Origin of the sequence: Edaphobacter lichenicola (assembly GCF_014201315.1) — a bacterium.
GTDB classification, from domain to species: domain Bacteria; phylum Acidobacteriota; class Terriglobia; order Terriglobales; family Acidobacteriaceae; genus Edaphobacter; species Edaphobacter lichenicola_B.
Map to the genome: position 1 here is coordinate 190,198 of NZ_JACHDY010000006.1, position 22,651 is coordinate 212,848.

General features: G+C 61.0%; 20 protein-coding genes and 1 tRNA gene. 6 read left to right on the forward strand and 15 right to left on the reverse strand.

Annotated features, from left to right (window positions below; genetic code table 11):
* Nucleotides 1–56: 56 nt before the first annotated feature.
* The 9 genes from HDF09_RS18115 to HDF09_RS18155 form a co-directional block, all read right to left on the reverse strand.
* Entirely contained in the window at nt 57–374 is a 318-nt protein-coding gene (locus HDF09_RS18115) for a DUF3467 domain-containing protein (protein WP_183768872.1), read from the reverse strand.
* 36 nt (nt 375–410) lie between these two features.
* A tRNA-Leu gene (locus tag HDF09_RS18120) sits at nt 411–494 on the reverse strand.
* A gap of 117 nt (nt 495–611) precedes the next feature.
* Nucleotides 612–788: a hypothetical protein gene (locus HDF09_RS18125; protein WP_183768873.1), complete on the reverse strand. Its 177-nt coding sequence runs from the start codon at nt 786–788 to the stop codon at nt 612–614.
* Nucleotides 785–1,198, reverse strand: coding sequence for a DUF6677 family protein (locus HDF09_RS18130; protein ID WP_183768874.1), 414 nt, complete (start codon nt 1,196–1,198; stop codon nt 785–787). Before HDF09_RS18130 ends, HDF09_RS18125 begins: the two co-directional genes overlap by 4 nt.
* A 112-nt stretch (nt 1,199–1,310) precedes the next feature.
* On the reverse strand, nt 1,311–2,555 hold the full coding sequence (locus HDF09_RS18135; RefSeq protein WP_183768875.1) for a M24 family metallopeptidase: 1,245 nt from the start codon (nt 2,553–2,555) through the stop codon (nt 1,311–1,313).
* Between the two features lie 333 nt (nt 2,556–2,888).
* Nucleotides 2,889–3,728, reverse strand: coding sequence for an FkbM family methyltransferase (locus HDF09_RS18140; RefSeq protein WP_183768876.1), 840 nt, complete (start codon nt 3,726–3,728; stop codon nt 2,889–2,891).
* A gap of 114 nt (nt 3,729–3,842) precedes the next feature.
* On the reverse strand, nt 3,843–7,049 hold the full coding sequence (gene infB / locus HDF09_RS18145) for a translation initiation factor IF-2 (RefSeq protein WP_183768877.1): 3,207 nt from the start codon (nt 7,047–7,049) through the stop codon (nt 3,843–3,845).
* Nucleotides 7,050–7,185: 136 nt separating this feature from the next.
* Nucleotides 7,186–8,781: a transcription termination factor NusA gene (gene nusA, locus HDF09_RS18150; protein ID WP_183768878.1), complete on the reverse strand. Its 1,596-nt coding sequence runs from the start codon at nt 8,779–8,781 to the stop codon at nt 7,186–7,188.
* A gap of 86 nt (nt 8,782–8,867) precedes the next feature.
* Nucleotides 8,868–9,449, reverse strand: coding sequence for a ribosome maturation factor RimP (locus HDF09_RS18155; protein ID WP_183768879.1), 582 nt, complete (start codon nt 9,447–9,449; stop codon nt 8,868–8,870).
* 364 nt (nt 9,450–9,813) lie between these two features.
* Here HDF09_RS18155 and guaB point away from each other — a divergent pair, with 364 nt between their 5' ends.
* Nucleotides 9,814–11,340, forward strand: a complete 1,527-nt coding sequence (guaB, locus tag HDF09_RS18160) for an IMP dehydrogenase (protein ID WP_183768880.1) — start codon at nt 9,814–9,816, stop codon at nt 11,338–11,340.
* 39 nt (nt 11,341–11,379) lie between these two features.
* A complete protein-coding gene (locus HDF09_RS18165) occupies nt 11,380–11,649 on the forward strand; it encodes a DUF2277 domain-containing protein (RefSeq protein WP_183768881.1) in 270 nt (89 codons plus the stop codon).
* A gap of 126 nt (nt 11,650–11,775) precedes the next feature.
* Here the strand turns inward: HDF09_RS18165 and HDF09_RS18170 are convergent, their stop codons facing one another.
* The 6 genes from HDF09_RS18170 to HDF09_RS18195 form a co-directional block, all read right to left on the reverse strand.
* A complete protein-coding gene (locus tag HDF09_RS18170; RefSeq protein ID WP_183768882.1) occupies nt 11,776–12,786 on the reverse strand; it encodes a GNAT family N-acetyltransferase in 1,011 nt (336 codons plus the stop codon).
* Between the two features lie 150 nt (nt 12,787–12,936).
* The gene (locus HDF09_RS18175; RefSeq protein WP_183768883.1) at nt 12,937–14,820 is read right to left on the reverse strand and encodes an ArnT family glycosyltransferase; all 1,884 of its coding nucleotides are present in this window, start codon (nt 14,818–14,820) and stop codon (nt 12,937–12,939) included.
* A gap of 27 nt (nt 14,821–14,847) precedes the next feature.
* Entirely contained in the window at nt 14,848–15,846 is a 999-nt protein-coding gene (locus tag HDF09_RS18180) for a DHH family phosphoesterase (RefSeq protein ID WP_183768884.1), read from the reverse strand.
* Nucleotides 15,843–16,253 (reverse strand): 30S ribosome-binding factor RbfA, encoded by a 411-nt coding sequence (gene rbfA / locus HDF09_RS18185; RefSeq protein WP_183768885.1) that lies wholly within the window; start codon nt 16,251–16,253, stop codon nt 15,843–15,845. Before rbfA ends, HDF09_RS18180 begins: the two co-directional genes overlap by 4 nt.
* Before the next feature lie 108 nt (nt 16,254–16,361).
* Nucleotides 16,362–16,658, reverse strand: a complete 297-nt coding sequence (locus tag HDF09_RS18190) for a DUF503 domain-containing protein (protein ID WP_183768886.1) — start codon at nt 16,656–16,658, stop codon at nt 16,362–16,364.
* Between the two features lie 219 nt (nt 16,659–16,877).
* Nucleotides 16,878–17,270 carry a YidH family protein gene (locus tag HDF09_RS18195; RefSeq protein ID WP_183768887.1) on the reverse strand — a complete coding sequence of 131 codons (393 nt, stop codon included), beginning with the start codon at nt 17,268–17,270 and terminating at the stop codon, nt 16,878–16,880.
* Nucleotides 17,271–17,320: 50 nt separating this feature from the next.
* Between HDF09_RS18195 and HDF09_RS18200 the strand changes: the two genes are divergently transcribed.
* The 4 genes from HDF09_RS18200 to HDF09_RS18215 all read left to right on the forward strand — a co-directional run bounded on the left by HDF09_RS18200 (nt 17,321) and on the right by HDF09_RS18215 (nt 22,562).
* Nucleotides 17,321–17,788: an ArsR/SmtB family transcription factor gene (locus tag HDF09_RS18200; RefSeq protein ID WP_260181731.1), complete on the forward strand. Its 468-nt coding sequence runs from the start codon at nt 17,321–17,323 to the stop codon at nt 17,786–17,788.
* A 14-nt stretch (nt 17,789–17,802) separates the two neighbouring features.
* A complete protein-coding gene (locus HDF09_RS18205; protein WP_183768888.1) occupies nt 17,803–18,267 on the forward strand; it encodes an SRPBCC domain-containing protein in 465 nt (154 codons plus the stop codon).
* Between the two features lie 495 nt (nt 18,268–18,762).
* Nucleotides 18,763–20,010, forward strand: a complete 1,248-nt coding sequence (locus HDF09_RS18210; RefSeq protein ID WP_260181733.1) for a cytochrome c3 family protein — start codon at nt 18,763–18,765, stop codon at nt 20,008–20,010.
* 377 nt (nt 20,011–20,387) lie between these two features.
* Nucleotides 20,388–22,562: a M3 family metallopeptidase gene (locus HDF09_RS18215; RefSeq protein WP_311719935.1), complete on the forward strand. Its 2,175-nt coding sequence runs from the start codon at nt 20,388–20,390 to the stop codon at nt 22,560–22,562.
* Nucleotides 22,563–22,651: the final 89 nt, after the last annotated feature.

Consider the following 22,651-nt stretch of genomic DNA (forward strand, 5'->3'; position numbering starts at 1 on the left):
ATGTTCTCGAAAGCTCGCTGCCCGTCTTCGTCAGTGCTGCTTTGGGGTCGCACGCTTTAGTTGACGGGACCTTCGGGCTGGGGAAGTTGCTCGAGTGTGATGGAGCCGAAGGTCTGCTCGTACTGGGCGAGATTATGGCCGAGCACGTTCCAGAGGGCCTTTGCCTGCTGGGGGCTGAGATAGATGCCCTGAAAGTTTTTCACGTTCAATTCTTCGGGGTTGTCCTGGCTCATGGTGCCGAAGACGAGGAAGAAGTCCCAGACGCTCATGCGGACCTGCACGCTGTTGGCGTAGCCGTCACGGTAGTCTGCGGTGCTGGTGAGCTTGAGCTGGGGCTGTTTGTCCTGGGGGTGATTGGGGTTCTGCGGGCTCATCGAATCTCTTTCGGGGTTGGGTTGCTTTTCAGATATTGGTGCGGGAGAAGGGACTCGAACCCCCACGGATTTCTCCGCTTGGACCTAAACCAAGTGCGTCTGCCATTTCGCCACTCCCGCATTCTTCGTGGCTACACCGTGGTGGTGTGCGAAGAACTTGAGTGCCACCACCAGCCTATGGCAAAGGGGTGTTGATTGCAACGTTATCGGTGGGAAGAGAGGCGATCAGTGCCCCGCTCAATGCTTGATGAGCCACATGATCCAGCTGGCCGCGATAGTGCCTCCGACGAAGAGCACGAAGCAGAAGGCTCCGAAGCGGATCATCGTACGGGGTTCGGAGCGCTGCGTGATGCCAAAGACGATTGAGGTAAAGAGAGCGAAGAGCAGGACTGCTCCGAAGTGCGAGATGGTCACGAGCGTTTCCTCCCGGTGGCCAGCGAGTGCGCGTCGACGGCGGAGATGATGTTGAGGAGGCCGGCTACCACCATGAACTTGGTTCCGTAGTCGGCGGTGGCTACCTGCACGGTGACCTGGCCGAGATCGAAGATGCGAGCGAGGACGTAGAGCAGACCGTTGCCGAGGTCGCCGGCGAAGTTGAGAATGTCGAGCAGGTCGCCGGTGTTGGGCGAGTAGATCTTGCCCTTGAGAGCGAGGCCGATGGTGAACATCGCGACGATCGAGACCATCAGGAGGCCGCCGCGTATCCATTTGCGTTGCAGGAGATGACCTGCGCCGGGGATGAGCCAGCCGGCGATGAGGACCATCGTTGGCATCGAAGAAGATTTGCCAGCGACCTGCGCCGGAGCTTGTACGTTCGTCGTCATTTCAATCTTGATGATACCAGTTGCGGGCTACTAATTTGTGGCTCACCGAGCCACCGACGAGTGGCTTCCCGTGTGGCGAATTCGTTGAAGACTCTGCCGCCAGACTCTGCGGCTAGATTCTGACGAGTTCGGTCTGGATGCGGCCGGTGACTGCGGCTTTGCCTCTGCGGGCGATCATGTCGACCTCGCTGCGGATGCCGAATGCGTTGGGATCGCTGGCGCGGCCGGGGAAGTAGAGTCCGGGTTCGACGGAGAAGCAGGTGTTGGGGAGGATCAGGCGCTCGTCGTGGGTTTCGAGATTGTCCAGATTTGCGCCGTTGCCGTGGAGGACGGTGCCGATGTTGTGGCCGGTGCGGTGGGTGAACCATTCGCCGAAGCCGGCTTTGCGGATGAGGTTGCGCGAGGCGTCGTCGGCCTGCCAGCCGGCGATGGGTTGATTGGCGGCGAAGGCGTCCTGCACGACTTTGATGGAGGCGTCGCGGGCGTCGCGGACGGTGTTGAAGATGAGGTGCTCACGTTCGGTGGGCTCGCGGCCGACGACGCCGGTCCAGGTGATGTCGTACCAGACGGCGGTGGGGTCGTCTTTGAGCTTTGCCCAGATGTCGATGAGGACGAAGTCGCCATTGCGGATGGGGCGGGAGCTGGCGGCGGTGGACTCGTAGTGGGAGTCGGCAGAGTTGGGGCCGGCGCTGACGTTGGGGCCGTGCTCCCAGTCGAGTCCGACGCGCGCCATCGCCTCCTGCAGGTACTGCACCATGGTGTGTTCGTCGGTTCCATTGGAGTGGCCGCCGCCGGATCGTGCGCGGGTGCCGATCTCATTCCACGCTGCGGCGAGGATCTCGTCGATGTGTCGCTGCGCGACGTAGTGGGTGGCGAGTTGGGCGTCGGTGAGGACGGCTTCGAAGTGGCTTACGAGGTCGGCTGAGCTGACGATCTCTTTGCCCAGACTGCGGAGGAGCTCGATGGTGCCGGCGTCGACCATGGAGACGTACATGATGGCGTTGCGCGGGGAGTACTGCATGGCGAGCTTGGTCTGGCCTGCGAGGAGAGCTTCGATCTGCGCTTCGAGCTCCTGCCAGGAGGAGTAGACGGACTTTGTGCCGGGCAGGGAGTCGAGTCGTCCGGCTTCGATGCGATGGACCAACTTCTTCGGCTCGCCGTTCGCGGGGATGAAGTAGAACCAGCGGCGGGTGACGTGGGCGTTGGGGTCGAGGCCGAGGATCGAGTAGGCGAGGGGGTCGCGGTGGTGGTGGTCGTAGAAGAGCCAGCCGTCGATTTTATTTTCTCGGAGGGCTTGCTGGATGGCGGAGAGGTCGAATCTGGTCTGGCTCTGGGTGTCGGTGACGACGTTCGGCATGGTACCTCCCCTCCTGGGGTGAAAAGTGCGCAAAGTCTTCAAACCAGAAGACATGAGTCTGGACTTACTGGTCAAGTCTTCGCGGTTTAAATGCAAAGGCCCGGCTGTTGGCCGGGCTTCTTCTTCAGCTTTAAGGTTATCAGGCATGTCAAGGTTTTTGCTGTGGAAAGCGGCGAGTTAGCGAGTTAGCTAGTTAGCTAGTTAGCTAGTTAGCTAGTTAGCTAGTTAGCTAGTTAGCTAGTTAGCTAGTTAGCTAGTTAGCTAGTTAGCTAGTTAGCTGAGCAAAAGATAATGGCAAAAGCAAAGGCAATGGATTGGTTGCCTGAAGGAGTTCTAGTCTTTGAGTGAGCCGATTTTGGAGGCGTAGATATATCCTGCGTTGCGCTGATCTGCGGGGTAGCCGGCGTCGTCGAGCCACTTTACGCGGAAGCCTTTTTGCTGGAGGCGCAGGATGATTTCGGTTGGGTCGCCGACGGTGTTATGGACCTCCATCGCTAAATTGTCGACCGCGTCGAGCCATTGCACCGAGTCGCGAAAGATGGCGAACTCTGCGCCCTCGATGTCCATCTTCAGGAAGTCGACGTGTTGGATGCCGTAGGTCTTCATCAACTCTTCAACCGTGATGGCCAGGTTGCTGTCGAAGTCGTAGGGGTCGCACATGGCGTGGAGCGCGTCGGAGTCGTGACGGAGGGACTCTCCGCAGAGGACGCCTTGATGAATCGTCAGCCCGGGTACGGTGTCCAGCTTTGCGCGAAAGGTGTTGTCGGGGTAGGTGAGGGGATCGATGCCGACGACCTTACCGCCGGGACCTGCCAGCTGCTTCAAGAGGCTGGTGACGACGCCGGTGTTGCAGCCAAGATCGAGGCAAGTGTCGAAGTTGAGCTGTTTGAACTCCCGGAAATAAATTCGACGGACGAAAAACTCTCGCAGGAAGGCGTAGCCGTTTCCGGCCGTGGTGTTGATTGCGTTTACATCTACGTCGAGGTCGCGCCCGAGCAGGTGAAAGCGCAGGACGCCGCGCATGGCGTGATCGGCGGAGTAGAATTTGCGCTCTCGCAGAACGGTGGGGGCGTTCTGCAGGACGGCGCCATACCAGCGCAGCGCCTGGGACTTTGGCATGGTGTGCCAGGTTTGAATTACGTCGTCGGCGAGGCGTCTGAGTTGTTGGGCCATGGGTGGCTCCATAATACAAGACGATCGCTAACGTGAGATGTCGGTTGGCTGCACGATGACGAAAGCAAGGCCGGGATTGCTCCCGGCCTTTTGTGTGTTACGTGATGGGTTTGGTTAGGCGTTGACTGAGTTTTCCGCGTGGGCTGCGGCTGCGGTGGCTGCTTCGCGTTCCTTCTCGGCCTTCTCTGCTTTTCGGGCTGCGGCAGAGTTCTGGCCGAGCTCGGCGGCGAGGGTTTCGGTGGTGAAGGACTCGATGACGTCGCCGACACGGATGTCCTTGTGTCCTGCGAGATCGATACCGCACTCGACGCCCTGACGGACCTCGGAGACGTCGTCCTTGAAGCGCTTGAGGGAGGCAATCTTGCCCTTCCATACTTCGGCGCCGTCGCGAAGCAGACGTACCTGCTGATCGCGTTTGATGAGGCCGTCGGTGACACGGCAGCCGGCGATCTGGCCGACCTTGGTGATCTTGAAGACGTTGAGCACTTCGGCGCGGCCGGCGTAGTTCTCCTTGAAGACTGGTTCGAGGAGGCCGTACATCGCCTTGGTGATCTCGTCCTGCAGCTCGTAGATGATGGAGTGCAGACGAATCTCGACGTTTTCGCGCTCGGCGATCTCGGCAGACTTGCGATCGGGGCGGACGTTGAAGCCGATGACGACGGCGTTCGAGGCAGAGGCCAGGAGGACATCGGACTCGGTGATGGCGCCGACCCCGGAGTGGAGGACGCGAACGCGGACCTTCTCGGTAGACATGCGCTCGAGTGTGTCGGCGATGACCTCGACGGAACCTTGCACGTCGCCCTTGATGATGAGGTTGAGGTCCTTCATGCCGGCCTGCTTGATCTGCTCGGCGAGCCCTTCGAGCGAGACGCGGGAGCTCTTGGCGAGCTGGGCTTCGCGCTCCTTCATCTTGCGGTACTGAGCGATGCCCTTGGCCTTGTCGCGGTCAGCCATGACGAGGAAGGTGTCGCCTGCGTCGGGCATGCCCTCGAGGCCGAGGATTTCGACCGGGGTGGATGGGCCGGCTTCGGTGATGGGACGGCCACGGTCGTCGAACATGGCGCGAATTTTGCCGAAGGTGTTGCCGACGATGTAGCTGTCTCCGGTGCGGAGGGTTCCGTTCTGTACGAGGATGCTGGCGACGGCGCCGCGGCCGCGATCGAGTTTGGCTTCGATGACGGTTCCGACGGCGGGACGGTCGGGCTGGGCTTTTTGTTCGTTGACGTCGGCTACGAGGCAGATCATCTCCTCGAGCTTGTCGAGGTTGAGGTGCTTCTTCGCGGAGACTTCGACGAACTCGGTGTCGCCACCCATGTTGGAGGGTTGAAGGCCGCGCGCGGTGAGCTGCTGGATGACCTTGGAGGGGTTGGCCTCGGGCTTGTCGATCTTGTTGACTGCGACGATGATCGGCACGTTGGCTGCGCGGGCGTGGTCGATGGCTTCGAGGGTCTGGGGCATGACGCCGTCGTCTGCTGCAACGACGATGACGACGATGTCGGTGACCTTGGCTCCGCGGGCACGCATGCGGGTAAAGGCCTCGTGGCCTGGGGTGTCGAGGAAGACGATCTCGCGACCGAAGGCGGGAGAGTCGGGCTTGGTGATTTTGACCTTGTAGGCGCCGATGTGCTGGGTGATGCCGCCGGCTTCGCCGCCGGCGACGTCGGTGGAGCGGATGGCGTCGAGGAGCGAGGTTTTGCCGTGGTCGACGTGGCCCATGACGGTGACGACAGGCGAACGAACGACTTCGACCATGCCGGTGGTGTCTTCGAGGAAGCCTTCGATGGCCTCGTTTTCGAGCTGCTCTTCGACCGAGATGATGGTGGCGTCGGCGCCGAACTGGCGGGCAACGTCCTTGACCAGCTCGCCCTCGAGGGATTGGTTGACGGTGACGAAGACGCCCTTCATGAGGAGGGTGGCGATGAGGTCCTTGCCGCGAACGTCGAGCTTTTCGGCGAGATCCTTGACGCTGATGCCTTCGGTGACTGTGATGGTGCGGGTGATCGGCACCGGCTCGCGGGAGATCTGCGCGCCGCCGAAGCGTGGTGGCGGCTGGAAGCCCTTCATCGGGCCTTCTTTGGTCTTCTCGTAACGCTGTCCGCCGCGGCGTGAGGCTGGGCGGGCTGCGGGACGCATTCCCGGCTTTTCGCCAGGGCCGGGCATTACGCCAGGGGCTCCGCCGGGACCACCGGGGCCGCCGCCTGGGCGGGCTCCGAAGCCGGGACGCGCCGGGAAGCCGGGACGTGCGCCGGGGGTAAAGCCGGGACGGCCAGGTGCACCGCCGGGGCCTCCTGGGCCGCCGGGGAAGGTGCGGGTGGGGTGCATCGGACGGCGTGCGCCGGGAGCCGTCGAGGACATGGGACGGGAGCCGGGAGCGCCGGGCGACTGCGGACGGGGGCGCTCAAAGATGGGGCGGCCACGTTGCGGCGTGCCGGGGGCGACTGGAGGCGCGGTGTAGATGGGGCGGGGCCCGGTCTGCGGCATGATGACGCGACGGGCTGGGGGGCCGGGAGTCGGGGCCGGCGCTTCCGGAGCGGCTTCGGTCTCAGCCTCGGCTACGGGCGCTGGAGCTTCGACGATCGGTGCAGCGGGACCCGCTTCGACCGGCGGGGCCGGGGTTGGCTTTGGCTCGGTTGCTGTTTCCGCGGCCGGGGCAGGTGGAGGTGCGGGCTTTGCTACAGGTGGAGCAGCCACTACGGGGGCGGATGCGACCGCGGGGCGGTCAGCCGATGGCGGCACGGCGGCTGGAGAGACGGCGACTGGAGAAGCGGCGACTGGCGGGCGTGCGATGACCGGGCCGACGGGCGGCCTGGTCGCGATGGCCGGGCCTGGCGCGGGAGCGACGATATTTGCGCCCTGGCGGGGCAGAGGAACGATGCGGCGAGGCGCTGCCGGTCCAGTCTGGGCAGGTGCGGCAGAGGAGACCGGGGCCGCGGTGTGCGGTGCCGCGACGACGCGCGGCGATGCGGCTGCAACCGGGGCTGAGGCGGGCGGCGGCGCAACGACGGCGGTTGGGCGCGGCGGCGGTGCGGCTTTGGCGGTGGCCTCGGCTTGTTTGCGCTCGAGAATCGCCTTGAGGGCATCGCCGGGTTTGGAGACCTTGGAGAGGTCGAACCTGGGCTTGTTGTCGGCCTGCTGCTGCTGCCGGCTGGCCCCGCTTCTTCCGCCGTTCTTGAAGTAATCCCGAACTCTTTCGGCCTGATCGGCTTCAATCGAGCTGGAGTGGGTCTTTCCAGACACGCCAATGGCTTCGAGCGCGTCCAGGATTGGCCTGCTCTTTACTTCCAGTTCTCGTGCCAGATCGTTAATTCGAACTTTGCTCATCCGTCCCTTTTCGCTTGCCCTGCGCGGTTAGCTGTTCATAGCAGCCTCATCGTTGCAGGAATCTTTATTGTAAGTGCTCTTACTGGATTTCGAGAGTCCGTGATCCAGTGAGTGCTGTGGCGCGTGGTTGAACTGGCTAACCACGATCGTTTCCATCGTCGATACCTTCATCGGAGTGCTCCTGGGCTTCTTCTACCAGGCTGTCTACGCTGTCGTTATCCAATTCGATCCGTTCTTCTCGTGCATCATTGTCACTGAAGGCATCGCTGGCCGATTCGGCCTCTTCGGCGTTGGCGATGTCTTCTGAGGAGAGGTTGTTGACCTCGTGTGCGGTGCCGATGCCGGCTTCTGCGGCAAGAATTGCTTCGGGTGTCTTTTCCATGGAGCCCTCCTCCGCTTCAGTGACTGCCGTCTCTGATGCAGCGGAGATGGCAGGGGCAGGACGCTCTTCGCCTTCTTCGTACTGGCCGAAGTAGTGGCGAACGGCGACGGAGATCTTTTCGACGGTCTTTTCGCCGATGCCGGGGACCTCTTCGAGCTGCTCGGGGGTCATGTCGGCAAGGGCTTCGACGGTGGTGATGCCGGCGGCGATGAGCTTCTCGAGGATGGTTTCGCCGAGCTCGGAGACCTGTTCGATCGGGGTCGTGGGACCGCCGCTCATGGCCTGCATCTGGCTCTCGACCTCCTGACGCTTCTCCTCTTCGCTCTTGATGTCGATCTTCCACTGGAGGAGCTTGGCGGCGAGGCGGACGTTCTGGCCCTTCTTGCCGATGGCGAGCGATAGCTGGGTGTCGTCGACGATGACCTCGATCTGCTTGTCGGCGAGGTCGGTGATGGAGACGCGGCTGACCTTGGCGGGCTGGAGGGCCTTCTCGGCGAAGGTGGTAATCTCCTCCGAGAATTCGATGATGTCGATCTTTTCGCCGCGCAGCTCGCGGATGATGGACTGGACGCGCATGCCCTTCATGCCGACGCAGGCGCCGACGGGGTCGACGTCCTTGTCGCGGGACATGACGGCGATCTTGGTGCGCTCGCCGGCCTCGCGGGCGATGGCGCGGATGGTGACGGTGCCGTCGTAGATCTCGGGAACCTCGGACTGGAAGAGGTTCTGAACCAGACCCGGCGCGGCGCGGGAGACGATGACCTGCGGGCCCTTGGCGGCGCGGTCTACGCGGAGCAGGACGACGCGGACACGCTCTCCGACGGCGAACTGCTCGAGGCGCGACTGCTCGCGCTTGGGCATGCGGGCTTCGGCTTTGCCGAGGTCGAAGATGACGTCCATTGGCTCGAGGCGCTTGACGGTGGCGTTGAGGACCTCGCCGGCGCGGTGGTTGTACTCGTTGAAGACGGTGTCGCGCTCGGCTTCGCGGACCTTCTGGAAGATGACCTGCTTGGCCATCTGGGCGGCGATGCGACCGAGGGGGGTGGTGTCCTTGTAGAAGCGCAGTTCGCCGCCGACCTCGACCTCGGGGGCGAGCTCGCGGGCCTGCTCGAGGGTCATCTGGTTGATGTCGTCCTCGACCTGTTCGGGGGTTTCGACGACGGTCTTGAAGACGTAGGCGCGGATCTCGCCGGTCTCGCGGTCCATCTCGGCGCGCATGTTCTCCTGGGTCTTGTAGTACTTGCGCGTGGCGAGCGCGATGGCGTCTTCTACGGCGCCTACGACCACTGCAGGCTCGATACCTTTATCGCGGCTCAAAGTCTCAATCGATTGATACAGAACACTTGCCATTGTTCACTCTTCCTTGCTCATGCCCGATTTTTCGGGTTTGTTTCTTGTTGTTGCACTGATTTGATCTGTCGTTTGTGCGACAGCTTCTAAATCTCCGCGACCAGATTGGCCTTTTCGACGTTCGCCAGGGCGATGTCGACGGTCGATTCTGTCACAGCCTTCTTTGCCTTGCCCTTCTGTTTGACGGCAGAGAGGTCGATTGTCAGTACACCGTCTGAAAATTTGGCGAGACGGCCTTGCCACTGCCTGTTCTTGTTCACTGGCGTGAAGGTCTGGAGTTTGACCAGACTGCCTTGAAACCGGGTGAAGTCTTCGGGCCGAAACAGCTTGCGTTCGAGGCCGGGTGAGGAGACCTCGAGGGTGTACTCTGCGCCCGGGATGAGGTCTTCTACATCGAGGACGGTGCCGAAATCCTGTGCAAATACAGCGCAGTCCTCGTGGGTGACGCCGGAGAGTCTTTCGACCGGGACACCCTTCGGAAGATCCTGAACGGCTTCATTTGCTGCGAGTTCGGCAAGTTTGGCTCGTTCTGCTGCATTCTTTTCTACAAAGACGCGCAAGGTGCGGAACTTGACTCCGCCCTGAAACTCAAGATCGACGAGTTCCAGGTTGTGTGAGGCGGCGACACGCTCCGCGGTTGCTCGAATTTGGTCTAGCTGGACTGCCATAAGCGTTTTGTTTCCGGTTCGATGGTCCCGCGTGCACAAACGTTTTTAGAGCAAATAAAAAGTGGGCTTTAGCCCACTCATCTCTTCCGTCAAATCACCGGTGCGGTCACGGCTCTCATTCGTACGACGGAACAAAATCGTCTGCAACTCAAATGATACATCTACTTTTGCCGTAATTCAATGGTGTCCCGGTTAGAAGGGAACTGAGGCGCCCGGACGGGCCAAGAAACTTTCGTGAAATCAGACCATCCAATTTGCTATGGGCGGTTGGCGACTCTACAATCGATGAAATCCCGCGAAATACAGGCTTGCTGCCGCATGGCCTATCGCTTTTAAACAATTACAACTGGAACCTATAAAAATTATGATTAGCTCCCCCGTACCCGAAGCCCTTACGTTTGATGACGTTCTTCTCGTGCCTGCCTATAGCGACGTTGTTCCAACCCAGGTGAGCACCCAGACGCAGCTGACACGCAATATCACGCTGAGCACGCCGTTGATGTCGGCTGCGATGGATACGGTGACGGAGGCGCGGCTGGCGATTGCGATGGCGCAGCAGGGTGGGCTGGGAGTGGTGCATCGCAATTTGACGATTGAGCAGCAGGCGGGGGAGATCGACAAGGTGAAGCGGTCGGAGAGCGGGATGATCGTTGACCCGGTGACGATTGCGCCGGAGCAGTCGATTGCGGATGCGCTGGAGGTGATGCGGCGATACAAGATCTCGGGCGTGCCGGTGACGAAGAACAAGAAGCTGGTGGGAATTTTGACGAATCGCGACCTGCGGTTTGTCTCGCGGACGGATCTGTCGATTGACTCGGTGATGACGAAGGCGAATCTGATTACGGTGCCGGTGGGTACGACGCTGGAGCAGGCGGAGCAGATTCTGCATCAGCATCGCGTGGAGAAGCTGTTGGTGGTCAATGACGACTATGAGCTGAAGGGTCTGATTACGGTCAAGGACATTCAGAAGAAGCTGAAGTATCCGAATGCTTCGAAGGATTCGCAGGGGCGGCTGCGGGTGGCGGGAGCGATTGGAGCTACGGGGGATTTTCTGGAACGGGCTGAGGCTCTGGTTGCGGCGCGGGTGGATGCGCTGGCGATCGATTCGGCGCATGGACACTCGTCGCGTGTTCTGGAGGCGGTGCGCGAGGTGAAGAAGCGGTTTCCGCAGATCGATCTGCTGGCGGGAAATATCGCTACGTATGACGGGGCGATTGCGCTGATGGATGCTGGAGCCGATGCGGTGAAGGTGGGGATTGGGCCGGGGTCGATCTGCACGACGCGCATGGTGACCGGTGCCGGCATGCCGCAGATTACGGCTATCTCAGAGGCCTATCGTGCGGGCAAGGAGCGGGGTATTCCGATTATTGCTGATGGCGGAATCAAGTACTCGGGCGATGTGACCAAGGCGATTGCGGCTGGGGCCAGCGTGGTGATGATGGGGTCGCTGTTTGCTGGAGTGGATGAGAGTCCTGGGGAGACGATTCTTTATCAGGGGCGGTCGTTCAAGGCTTATCGCGGGATGGGTTCGCTGTCGGCTATGGCGCAGGGATCGGGCGAGCGCTACTTCCAGGGCAAGAGCGATATGGAAGATGCTGCGAGCACGGAGAGGCCATCGCTGACGGCGCGGGAGAACGGCGGCTCGAACCGGCTGGCGAAGTTTGTGCCGGAGGGAATTGAAGGGCGGGTGCCGCATCGTGGGCCGCTTGAGGGCATGGTGTATCAGCTGGTCGGCGGTCTGCGTTCGGGGATGGGGTATCTGGGATGCGGGACGATCGCGGAGCTGCAGGCGAATGCTCGATTTATTCGGATCTCGAACGCCGGGCTGCGAGAGAGTCACGTTCATGATGTGATCATCACGCGTGAGGCGCCTAACTATCACGTGGAGTAAGATTCGGTCGTGAATTCTCCTATGCGTTGAGGTGAAGCAATGTGCAGGAATATCAAAACACTGTTCAACTTCGATCCTCCTGTGACTGAGGGAGAGATTCGTGATGCGTCGCTTCAGTTTGTGAGGAAGATCAGCGGGTTTACGAAGCCATCGAAGGCGAATGAGGATGCGTTCCATTCTGCCGTCGATGAGATCGCTTCGGTTTCGGCTCGACTACTGGCGTCGCTTGAGACCAATGCGCCGCCTAAGGATCGAGAGGAAGAGGCTGCGAAGAAGAAGTCTCGGTCGGCGGAGAGATTTGCGGTTTGATCTTGGGCGAGGCGTCCTGCCGGACGGGCCCACTGCGCTTGGCCACCCCACAAACGAGACCTGTTTGTGGGGGCCCCGGTTCGCGCGGTCACTTCGTGACTTGTATACCTTGTTTTGGTGGGATGGTCATTGCCGGTCCTCCCGTTGGTTGGGAATAGGATTCGTCCGGTCTAGAACCATGGCGTCGAAGCGATGGCGGGTGAAGAAGCCGTGGTTCTCATACAGCTTGACGGCCTGCTGGTTGGCTTCGGTGACGGTCAGAGTGATGGCCGCGAAGCTGGCGCGGGTTAGATGATCGATGCAATGGTTGAGGAGGGCTCGTCCAAGGCCGTGGCCTCGCCAGGCGGGGGCGATGCAGAGCTGGGTGATGTGGGCGACGTCGCTGGCTACGCGGGAACACAGCAACATTCCGACGATGGAGCCGTTGTGGCGATCGCGAAGGACCCAGGAGGCGTTGGGCTCAAAGACGCCGCAGCCGGGGAAGCGGACGATGTTGTGGAGGAAGCGAAGGGAGCCGTGGAGGGAGCAGTACTGATCGTTGATGCGGGCGTCGATGTGACCGAGGTAGCACTCGTGGATGAGTTCGGCTGCGGCCTGATAGTGATCGGTGGACCAGCGCAGCAGCTCAACGGTGGCGGGAAGATTCAGCTCGGGAGGAGCATGGGGGGCGTCTGCCGGAACGCTGAGGTCGCACTCCATGAAGAGGCGGGGATACATGGTGAAGCCGGATGCGAGGAAGACCTCGTTGATGGAGCCGGCGTCGTAGAGCAGGAGCTGGGACTCGATGCGTTGAATGCCGGGGGAGTTTTGCAGAAGCTGCAGCAGCTGGTGGAGCAGGGTGTGCGTGGTTTGAAGCATCTGCGCCGTGTCGTTGGCGATGGCGAAGGCGTCACCGACTACTGCTTTCTGGCCTTCGTAGACGCAGAAGGTGAAGCCGCAGATGCGTCCGCGGTCGAGTGCGACGAAGCCGGGCAGGATGCGCGAGTCGAGGTACTGGAGGAGGAGTTCGGTGGAGCTTTGATAGTTCCAGCGAAGGCGTTGCTCCCAGACGCGCGACTCGGTTTCGAGCAGAGGACGAAGCTGGCGCGCCGAAAAGTGGCGAAGGTCCAGTATCTCGAGTTGGGTCGCGACGGCCATACCTGTGGGAGGTCTTTCGTCGAGCTTATAGGAATTTTGGTGGGATGGGTGAGTGTTAGTGCGGGCACCCCGGTGTCCTGCCGGACGGGCCTCCTTCCCTTAGCCACCCCACAAACGAAGACCTGTTTGTGGGGACCCCGGTTCGCGCGGTCACTTCGTGACGTGTCTACCGGTCTTGGTTGGATGATGGGGGTGGTCCTCCCGTTGGTCGGGCGGGACGTCTGGGGGGCGAGCGTAGACGCGGTAGACTTCGATCCCTTGCGATTCGTAGAGGAATAAGGGTTTGTAGACGCGCCCGCCGAGCCAGCGATCGAGATCGCCGGCGTCGCTGGCACGGATGACGAGGATGTGCTCCGCGTCGGGGACGCCGTCGGTGCCGTAGTGGATCATGGGCTGGTTGCGATAGAAGGCGAGGCCGTAGTCCATGTCGCGCTTGATGTCGGTGGCTACCAGCTTCACGTCGGGTGCCTGTTGCTGGATCTCGCGGGCGAGGGGGCGGGCAGAGTAGTTCATATCGAGCTCTTTGCCGTAGAAGCCGAGGAGAAAGACGAGAGTTGCGAGGACTGGAAGCAGGGTTACGTTGCAGATCTGCGGGATGCCCCAACGACGGATGGTGAGGAAGACGACGGCCCCGAAGGCTAGTGCGGCGGCGCCTGCGACCAGCAGCCATTGCGCGGAGGGTACGAAGGTCTCGTACTTCATGTGCTGAGGGGCGAGAGCGAGGACGAAGACGAGGAGGCCGCAGGTGGCGGCGTGCGCCCAGATGAGCCATTGCGGCAGGCCCTGGCGGCGGCTGCGGTTGAGATAGTCGGCGGTGAGGATGGTCAGCGGGGGGATGGAGGGAAGGATGTAGCCGGGGAGCTTGGAGCCGGAGAAGGAGAAGAAGACGATGGGGAAGAGTGCCCAGAGGACGAGGAACTCGGGGAAGGCGTCGCCGGCGCGGGTGTGGCCGAGGTAGCGGGCGGGGTTGCGACGGATCTTCCACTCGGCGATAGAGACTTCGATGGAGTCGATGAGCGCACGGATGGCAATGACGGTCCAGGGCATGAGTCCGAGGAGAAGGACCGCGAGGTAGTACCAGAAAGGTTGATGGTGCTGGTAGCGGTTGGTGGCGAACCGCTCGAGATTGTGTTCGAGAAAGAAGAGACGGTAGAAGGTTGGGTTGCGTTTTTGAACGGCGATGTACCAGGGCAACACCATGGCCAGATAGAGGATGACTCCGGGGATCCAGATGGTGCGGCGGAGAAGGGACCACTCGCGACGGAGGCCAGCGAAGAGGAGGATGATGACCAGCGCGAGGAAGGGAGCCACGGGGCCCTTTGCGAGCGTGGCCGCTGCTCCGAAGAAGTAGAGATCGAAGAGCCAGAATTTTTTGCCGGTCTCGTACCAGGCGTACCAGCCGAGCATTCCGATGCAGAAGGGCGCGGCGAGCTGCATGTCGGTGGAGGCGCCGCGGGCGAAGCTGACGATGGCCACGCAGGAGACGGTGATCAGTGCTGCGTCAAGGTGGCCGCCAGGGCGGAAGCGTCGCATGTGGAGGAAGATCAGGACGACGAGGGCCAGGGTTGCAGAGGAGGACGGGAGGCGGGCGGTCCAGTCGGAGACGCCGAACTCCTTGAAGAAGCTCATGGCGCGCCAGTAGTAGAGGGCGGGCTTTTCCAGCCAGGGCTTGCCATAGAGGATAGGGGTGACGGTGCCGCTGGCGATGCAGTGGAAGGAGTTGCGGATGTCTTCCAGGCGCGGGCTGTGCGGAATCATCTTGGCGTCGACATCGTGGCAGGCCTGCGAGTGCGCGGTGAGCATCTCGCGGGCGATCTGGGCGTACCGCGGCTCGTCGGCACCGACCAGGCCTAGCTGGTCGCCGCCGAAGACCGGGACCAGACCATAGAGCAGAAGAAAGATGGTGACCACGGAGAGGATGACAAACTCGCGGATTGTCGTGATTGAGGGCGGCTTTAGATACTGCTGGAGCCACATCACGGGTGCGCTGCCATTCCGTGCGCCGGTGACGGCGGGATGTTGAATATCGTTCATTTTCCTAAGAGGAGCGAGACAAGGCTATCAGAGTCCTGTCCGTAGCTGGGTGAGGATGCGCTCGAGAGCGACCGGGAGGGGGCCATCGAGGGTGCATCCGCTGGCGTTGCGATGGCCGCCGCCGCCGAAGCGTTCGGCGATCCGGGCGACGTCGGTCTCGCCTTTGCTGCGGATGCTGAGGCGAAACTGGTCGGCGTTGGCGACCTCGCGGAGGAAGACGGCTGACTCGACGCCGGCGATGCTGATGAGGTAGTTGACGACTCCTTCGCAGTCCTCGGCGATGGCGCCGATGCGGTCCATATCTTCGCTGGTGACCCAGGTCCAGGCAAGATCGTCGTCGCATTGGAGGTTAGAGAGAGCGATGCCGAGCAGGCGGATCTTGCTGGCCGGGTTGGAGAGGTAGATGTCGCGGGCTATTCGGCTGGGATTGGCTCCGCAGGCGGCGAGATGGTGGACCATCGCGAAGGTGTCGGCGGTGGTGCTGGAGTAGGTAAAGGTGCCGGTGTCGGAGAGGATGCCGGCATAGAGACAGGTGGCCATGGAGGGTGTGATCTCGACGTTCGCGGCTACGGCGATGTGGTAGACCATGGCGGCGACGGCGCAGGCGTGCTCGTCGATCCAATTGACCGAGGCGAAGGGCCTGCCGCTGGCGTGGTGGTCGATGTTGATAAGGGTGCGGCCCTCGAGACCGAGGAGGCCGGTGCGGCCGATGCCGTCGCATTCGAGGAGGATGGCGGGGGTGGTGCCGGTGGGGTCTACGTCGTTGGCAGAGGGCGTGTGGTGGATGCGGCCGATGTTGGGGAGGGTGCTGTAGGAGGAGGGGATAGGGTCGGCGAAGACGACGTCGGCCTGGCAGCCGAGCTGGTCGAGCACTTCGGCGAGGGCGAGGACGGAGCCGATGGCGTCGCCGTCAGGGCGGGTGTGCGAGGCGAGGAGAAAGCTGGGATGGGTCCGGAAGGCCGCCAGGAGGTAGTCAATCTGCGTTGCGTGAGGCTTGGTCTCGAGGAGAAGGGCTTGGGAGGTCATGGTTTGCAGGGGGCCCCTGGGATCGGTTCGGCTGGGGTGCGCTTCTGCTCCCGCTTGCGGGTGCGGGCGAGGAGCTCGTCCATGCGTCCAGTCATCTTCTCGGAGCGGTCGATGGCGAAGGTGAGCTCGGGGACGTGGCGTACGCCCATGCGGTCGCGGAGCTGGGAGCGGATGTAGGCGCGGGCGGTGGTGAGGCCTTCGAGGGTGGAGGCTTCCTCCTCCTCGTTGCCGTGGACGGCTACGAAGATGCGAGCGGATTTGCCGCCTGGGGCGAGGACCACCTCGGTGACGTAGCTGGGGGCGATGCGGGGATCGGAGAGCTCGCCTTCGAGCATGGCTCCGATCTCCTCGGAGAAGGTGTTGGCGACACGGTTGCGATGGTAGGTTCTGGCGCGCTGCTCGGGCATAGGATTTTGACTAGGTAGAACGGTTGAGGATATCAAAGTTGGGCCATTCCACCTAGTGTCTGGGAGCGATTCCGGCGGATTTCCTGTGGATTGCGGTGTCTTTTTGGGTCATTCGGGCAGGATTTCGGCGTAGGAGTCGGTGATTTCGGCGCTGAGGTTGGCGGCGATGCGGTGGGCGGCCTGGTCGATGTGGCGGAGCTGGCCGGTGAGGTAGCTGGTGGAGGAGGAGATGGCGGCGATGCCGAGGGTGGCGCGGTTCCAGACCATGCCGTCGTCCAGTTCGGCTATGGCTAAGTTAAAGCTGTGGCGGAGTTTATCTTTCATGGAGCGGAGGACCTGGCGGCGGTCTTTGAGGGACTGGGCGTGGGGGATTTCGAGTTCGATGGTGAGTTTGGCTATGGGCATGATGGTTGTCCCCCTCCCCCTCCCCCCTGAGGGTATCTTGGGCGTAAGTCTTTTATTTTGTTTTACGTGCAGGGGGTGTGTGGCTGTAAAATATTCTATCTAAATGACTTGCTTGCAAAATATAGAAAATAAGTGGGTTATGTCTGGTGGGTTGAAGGGTGGCCGTCTCTGGGCGTTGTTGTGGGTGGTTGTTTTGTCAAGTACCTCCTGATTTTTTGGTTAGCGGACGAGGATCAGGTAGATGGTCATGGCGACTCCTGCGGCGGCGAGGAGGAGGCCGAGGACTACGGCGTCGCGGGAGACGTGGCCGGGGCGCCAGGTGCCGGAGCTTAGCTCGTGAATCAACTGGAAGTGGCGGTAGACGGAGCTGAGATTGACGATGACTCCAAGGGCTACGAGGGCGACGCCGGACCAGAGGGAGAAGCCCGTTGTGTTGGCGGGCAGGTGGGACTGGGTGGCGGTGATCTGGCGGAGGAAGAGGCCGAAGCGGCTTACGGCAAAGCCGATGCCCATGAGGCCGAGGCCGGTGCGGATCCAGGCGAGGAAGGTCCGCTCGGCTGCGAAGTAGACGCGGGGGTCCTGCTCGGCGGGCGGGGGCTGCGGAGTCGGCATGGTGGGATTGTAAGGCAGCGGACCGGGGTGTCCTCCGCGGGTGTTTCAAGATGCGGATCGTGATGGCTTGGTGGTGGTTTGTTGGTAGTTTCTGGTGGTCTTGCGGCGTTGTTCCAGGTGGTGGGGAGGGAATAGTGAATTTACTCTTTACAATAAGTTATTTCTTATATAAGTTTTTGTCTATGGATGGTCTTGATACAAAGTTCTCGGCCTTAGCTGATCCCACGCGTCGGGCGATTCTGGCACGGCTCTCATTGGGAGAGGCCACGGTCAATGAGCTGGCACGTCCCTTCGAGATGTCGCAACCGGCGATCTCGCAACATCTGAAGGTGCTTGAAGATGCTGGGCTGATCCTGCGCCGGGTGGAAGGCACAAAGCGACCCCGTCGCCTTGCAAAGGAGGGTATCGAAGCGATGGATCAGTGGCTTGGAATGCTCCGCACTGCGCTTGAGAAGAACTTTGACCGGTTGGATGGAGTTCTGGCCGGTATCGACACACAGAAGAGTAACGACACATAGAAGGGAGAGATGCGATGAGCAAGATGACGTTGACGACCGAAGGCGATACGCATGTGATTGTGACGAGGCGCTTTGCTGCGCCGCCGGAGGCGCTGTATCGCGCGCACACCGATCCGGAGTTGATACAGAAGTGGCTGCTCGGCCCTGAAGGCTGGACCATGCCTGTCTGCATCAATGACGCGAAGGCTGGAGGGAAGTTCCGCTACGAGTGGACGGACGGCAAAGGCGCCGGATTCCATATCACTGGTGAGTATCTTGAAGTGAATCCTTTCAGCAGAATCGTGCACGTCGAACGGATGTTCCTGCCGGATCGAACGCCAGACAACCATGTTGAAACCACCTTCGATCGAGACGGCGAAGGGAGCTTGTTGAAGATCCGGATGACACTGCCCGATGAGAAGACGCGAGCGATGATGCTGGCGACAGGCATGGAGCATGGGATGGAGGCGAGCTATGTGCGTCTTGAGGCGATGATCTAGTTTGCTTGCGATGGCGGAGTTTCCTAACAGATTCGGAACAGCGGTTTCTTCACTGTGCGGCCCACGATGGAACTGTGGGCCGCTTCGGTCGAAATGGCGATTTTTGTGGGGGAGAGCGGCGACGGTTGGACTGTTTGGGTTGGAAGGTTCGAACAGCATGGGCGGGTGGAATGTGTCGGGATCCTTCACTCCGTTCAGGATGACGGCTAAGAGCAGACAACGGCAACAGCAAAGGCAACAGCAAAGGCGAATGCGAATACAGGGATCTCTCCACTGCGCGGTTCACGATGAGACCGTGAATCGCTTCGGTCGAGATGATGGTGTTTTGGAGGAGGACAAACATTATGACGGTGTTTTGGAGAAGGACAAATATTATGACGGTGTTTTGGAGGAGGACAACGCTCTCTGAAATTGATGGAAGAGTGGCGGGGGAGTGTGGGCAAATGTGGGAGGTAGTGACAATTCTGTGACGGAGTTCGCTTATAGTCGGAGACCATGATGGGGCATGGAAGATGGACGGGGCGGGAGCGGGTGGCGGCCAAGGGGTGGCAGGTTTTCTTTGTGCTTGTGTTCACGGGTTTGATCTCCGGGTGGGCGCGGGCGGGTACGGTCAAGGCTCAGTTTGTTGGCTCGGAGAGTTGCAAGACTTGTCATGCTGCGGCGTACAACGGGTGGAAGCAGACGCGCATGGCGAATGTGGTGAGGGATCCGAAGGTTCATCCGGAGGCGGTGCTGGGGGACTTTACGCATCCGAATCCGCTGGTGACGTTTGGGCTTGACGATGTGGCGTTGGTGTATGGGAGCCGATGGAAGCAGAGGTATTTCACCAAGCGTGGGGACGACTACCATCCGGAGCCGGCGCAGTGGGATGTGAAGAAGGGGCGATGGCTGCCGTACCACGCGGAGACGGGGACGGACTGGTGGCTTCCGTTCTATGGGCCGAGTAACTTCGATCGTCCTACGGGGCCGACGTGCGATGGGTGCCACTCGGTGAACTACAACGTGGAGACCAAGCAGGTGACGGAGTGGAATGTCGGGTGCGAGAAGTGCCATGGGCCGGGGAGCCTGCATGTGGCGCGTCCGACGAAGCAGAACATTGTGAATCCGGCGACGCTTGATTATGTGCGGGGCAATGACACGTGCATTCAGTGCCACAGTCAGGGGCGGCCGTTGGCGAATCCGATTGCCGGGAAGTACTTCGACTGGCCGGTGGGGTTTGTGCCGGGGGAGCGGCTGGCGGATTTCTGGACGCTGGAGGAGTTGAAGCCGGGGGTGACGAACTTTTTTCAGTATGCGGACCTGACGGCGCATAAGAACAGGATGCAGGGGAATGATTTTGTGCAGAGCAATATGTATCACCGGCAGATCAGATGTTTTGACTGCCACCAGGTTCACAGCAATGAGAACGAGTCCGACCTGATCGCGAAGGGGAATGCGGTTTGTCTGACGTGCCATACGAAGGACAACCCGGCGGGGCTGAAGGGGACGGTGAGCGAGCATACGCATCATGCGGCGGGGAGCAAGGGGAGCGAGTGCGTGGCTTGCCATATGCCGAAGATCGAGCAGACGATCAAGGACAACTTTGTGAGTGCGCATACGTTTCGGTTTATTACGCCGAGGGAGACGGAGCAGTCGGGGATTCCTAATCCTTGTACCTCTTGTCATACGGATAAGTCGACGGCCTGGGCTACGAAGGAGTTGAGGGGTTGGGGGACTACTTCGCCGTGGCGGGTGGGGAATTAGTTTTTTCTTTTGCGCTTGAGAGGCTCGGCTGGGAGGGGGGGGGTATACCCAGGGGTTAAAGCCCCTTTTCTTTTTTGTCTTGAGAGACCCAAGGCTGAAGCCTTGGGGTACCTAGAGGCAAAGGCAACCGCAAATGCAACAGGGTTGAAAAGCTTACATTCCCACCCATCGCAAAGTGCGCGATGGATGGGGCACCCTGTTGGTCGTGGCTGGTGGTTGAGAACAGACAACCGATTCGTTGTGTGGCTGGGCGGGTGGCAACGGCAAATGCGGGGCTCTCAAGTTGTGGCGGCAAAGTGCTTGGGTATCTTCTACAATTCGAGTTTGGGAGATGGCCATTGAGGAAGAGAGAGTTTTTGGGGAGTGGCGCTTGTTTGGTGCGGCGTGTTTCTTGGGTGATGTCTTCGGTGATAGTGCCGGCGGTGATGCTGGGAGTGTTTGCGGGGGTGAGTGTGAGTAGTGCGCTGGGTGCTGTGTTCGAGGGGAAGAGTGCGGCGTTTGGGCCGTCGAATCCGTTTTATGCGAAGAGTGCGCTGCCGTTTGAGGCTCCGCCGTTCGACCGGATCAAGGATGGCGACTATGAGCCGGCGATCGAAGCTGGCATGGCGGAGGAGCTGAAGGAGATCGACGCGATTGCGGATAACTCTGCTGCTCCTACGTTTGAGAATACGGTTGTTGCGATGGAGAAGACGGGCGCGCTGTTTCAACGGGCGATGGCTGCGTTCGATGGAGTGACGGGGGCGAATACGAATCCTGAGCTGGAGAGGGTGCAGAAGGAGCTGGCTCCGAAGCTGGCGGCGCACCGGGATGCGATTTATTTGAATACGAAGTTGTTTGGTCGCGTGGCGGCGGTGTATGAGGCGAGGGCTTCGCTGAAGCTGAGCCCGGAGGGGCTGCGGCTGGTGGAGGTGAGGTACAGGGACTTTGTGCATGCGGGCGCGAACCTGTCGGATGCGGAGAAGGAAAAGCTGAAGAAGCTCAATGAAGAGGAGTCGACGCTTTCGAATGGGTTCCGCAGCAAGGTGCTGGCGGCGACGAAAGATGCGGCGTATGCGACGACGGATAAGGCTGCGCTGGCGGGTTTGACGGCGGCGGATTTGAGCGGAGCGGAGGCGGCGGCGAAGGAGCGGAAGAAGGAGGGGTATGTGCTGCCGCTGCAGAACACGACGCAGCAGCCGGTGCTTTCTTCGCTGAGTGTAAGGGCGACGCGGCAGGCGGTGTTTGATGCCTCGTGGACGCGGACCGAGCGGGGGGATGCGAACGATACGCGAGCGACGATTGCACGGCTGGCGCAGCTGCGGGCGGAGAAGGGGAAACTGCTGGGGCATGACAGCTATGCGGGTTGGAAGCTCGAAGACCAGATGGCGAAGACGCCGGAGAGTGCGTTGAAGTTTATGGATGCGCTGGTGGCTCCTTCTGTGGCGAATGCTGCGGAGGAGGCGAAGGATATTCAGGGTGTGATCGATTCTCAAAAGGGTGGGTTTTCGGTTGAGCCCTGGGATTGGGAGTTTTATTCGGAGCAGGTGAGGAAGGCGAAGTTCGATATTGATGAGGCGCAGGTGCGGCCTTACTTCGAGCTGAACAATGTGCTTGAGAATGGCGTGTTCTATGCGGCGGGACAGCTGTATGGGCTGAGCTTCAAGGAGCGGAAGGATATTCCGGTTTGGAATGCGGATGTGCGGGTGTTCGAGGTCTTCGACGCGGATGCGAAGCCGCTGGCGCTGTTTTACTGCGACTACTACAAGCGGGATAACAAGAACGGCGGGGCGTGGATGTCGAACTTCGTCGATCAGTCGAAGCTGATGGGCAGGCTGCCGGTGGTCTATAACGTTGCGAATCTGCCGAAGCCTGCGGCGGGAGAGCCGGCGCTGATCAGCTTCAGCGATGTGGTGACGATGTTCCATGAGTTTGGACATGCGCTGCATGGGATGCTGGCGGATAGTGAGTACCCGAGCTTGTCGGGGACCTCGGTGGCGCGGGACTTTGTGGAGTTTCCGTCGCAGTTCAATGAGCATTGGGCGACGTATCCGGCGGTGTTTGCGCACTATGCGAAGCACTATAAGACGGGCGCGGCGATGCCGGAGGAGTTGGCGGGGAAGATCAAGCGGGCCGTGGATTTCAATCAGGGGTATCTGCTGACGGAGCTGGTGGCTGCGGCGGAGCTGGATATGCAGTGGCACTCGCTGCCGGTGGGCGAGGGGTTGCAGGATCCGGATGAGTTTGAGAGGGATGCGCTCGAGAAGAAGGGGTTCACGCTGGGCTATGTGCCGCCGCGTTACCGGTCGAGCTACTTTTCGCACATCTGGGGCGGGGGATATGCGGCGGGGTACTACGCGTATCTGTGGAGCGAGATGCTGGATGATGATGCGTTCCAGTGGTTCCAGGATCATGGTGGGTTGACGCGGGCGAATGGGGACCGGTTCCGGAAGATGGTGCTGTCGCGGGGGAATACGGAGGATCTGGCGAAGATGTATGAGGCGTGGCTGGGGAGCGCGCCGAAGGTGGAGCCGATGCTGAAGTATCGCGGGCTGGAGAAGCCGGCGGCGAAGTAGTTGCGGCTTTGGTGAAGTGCGCCCTGCGCGGGCGGCGGTCACTTCGTGACGGGTATACCCCTTCGGTTGGCGCTCCCGTTGGTCGCGAG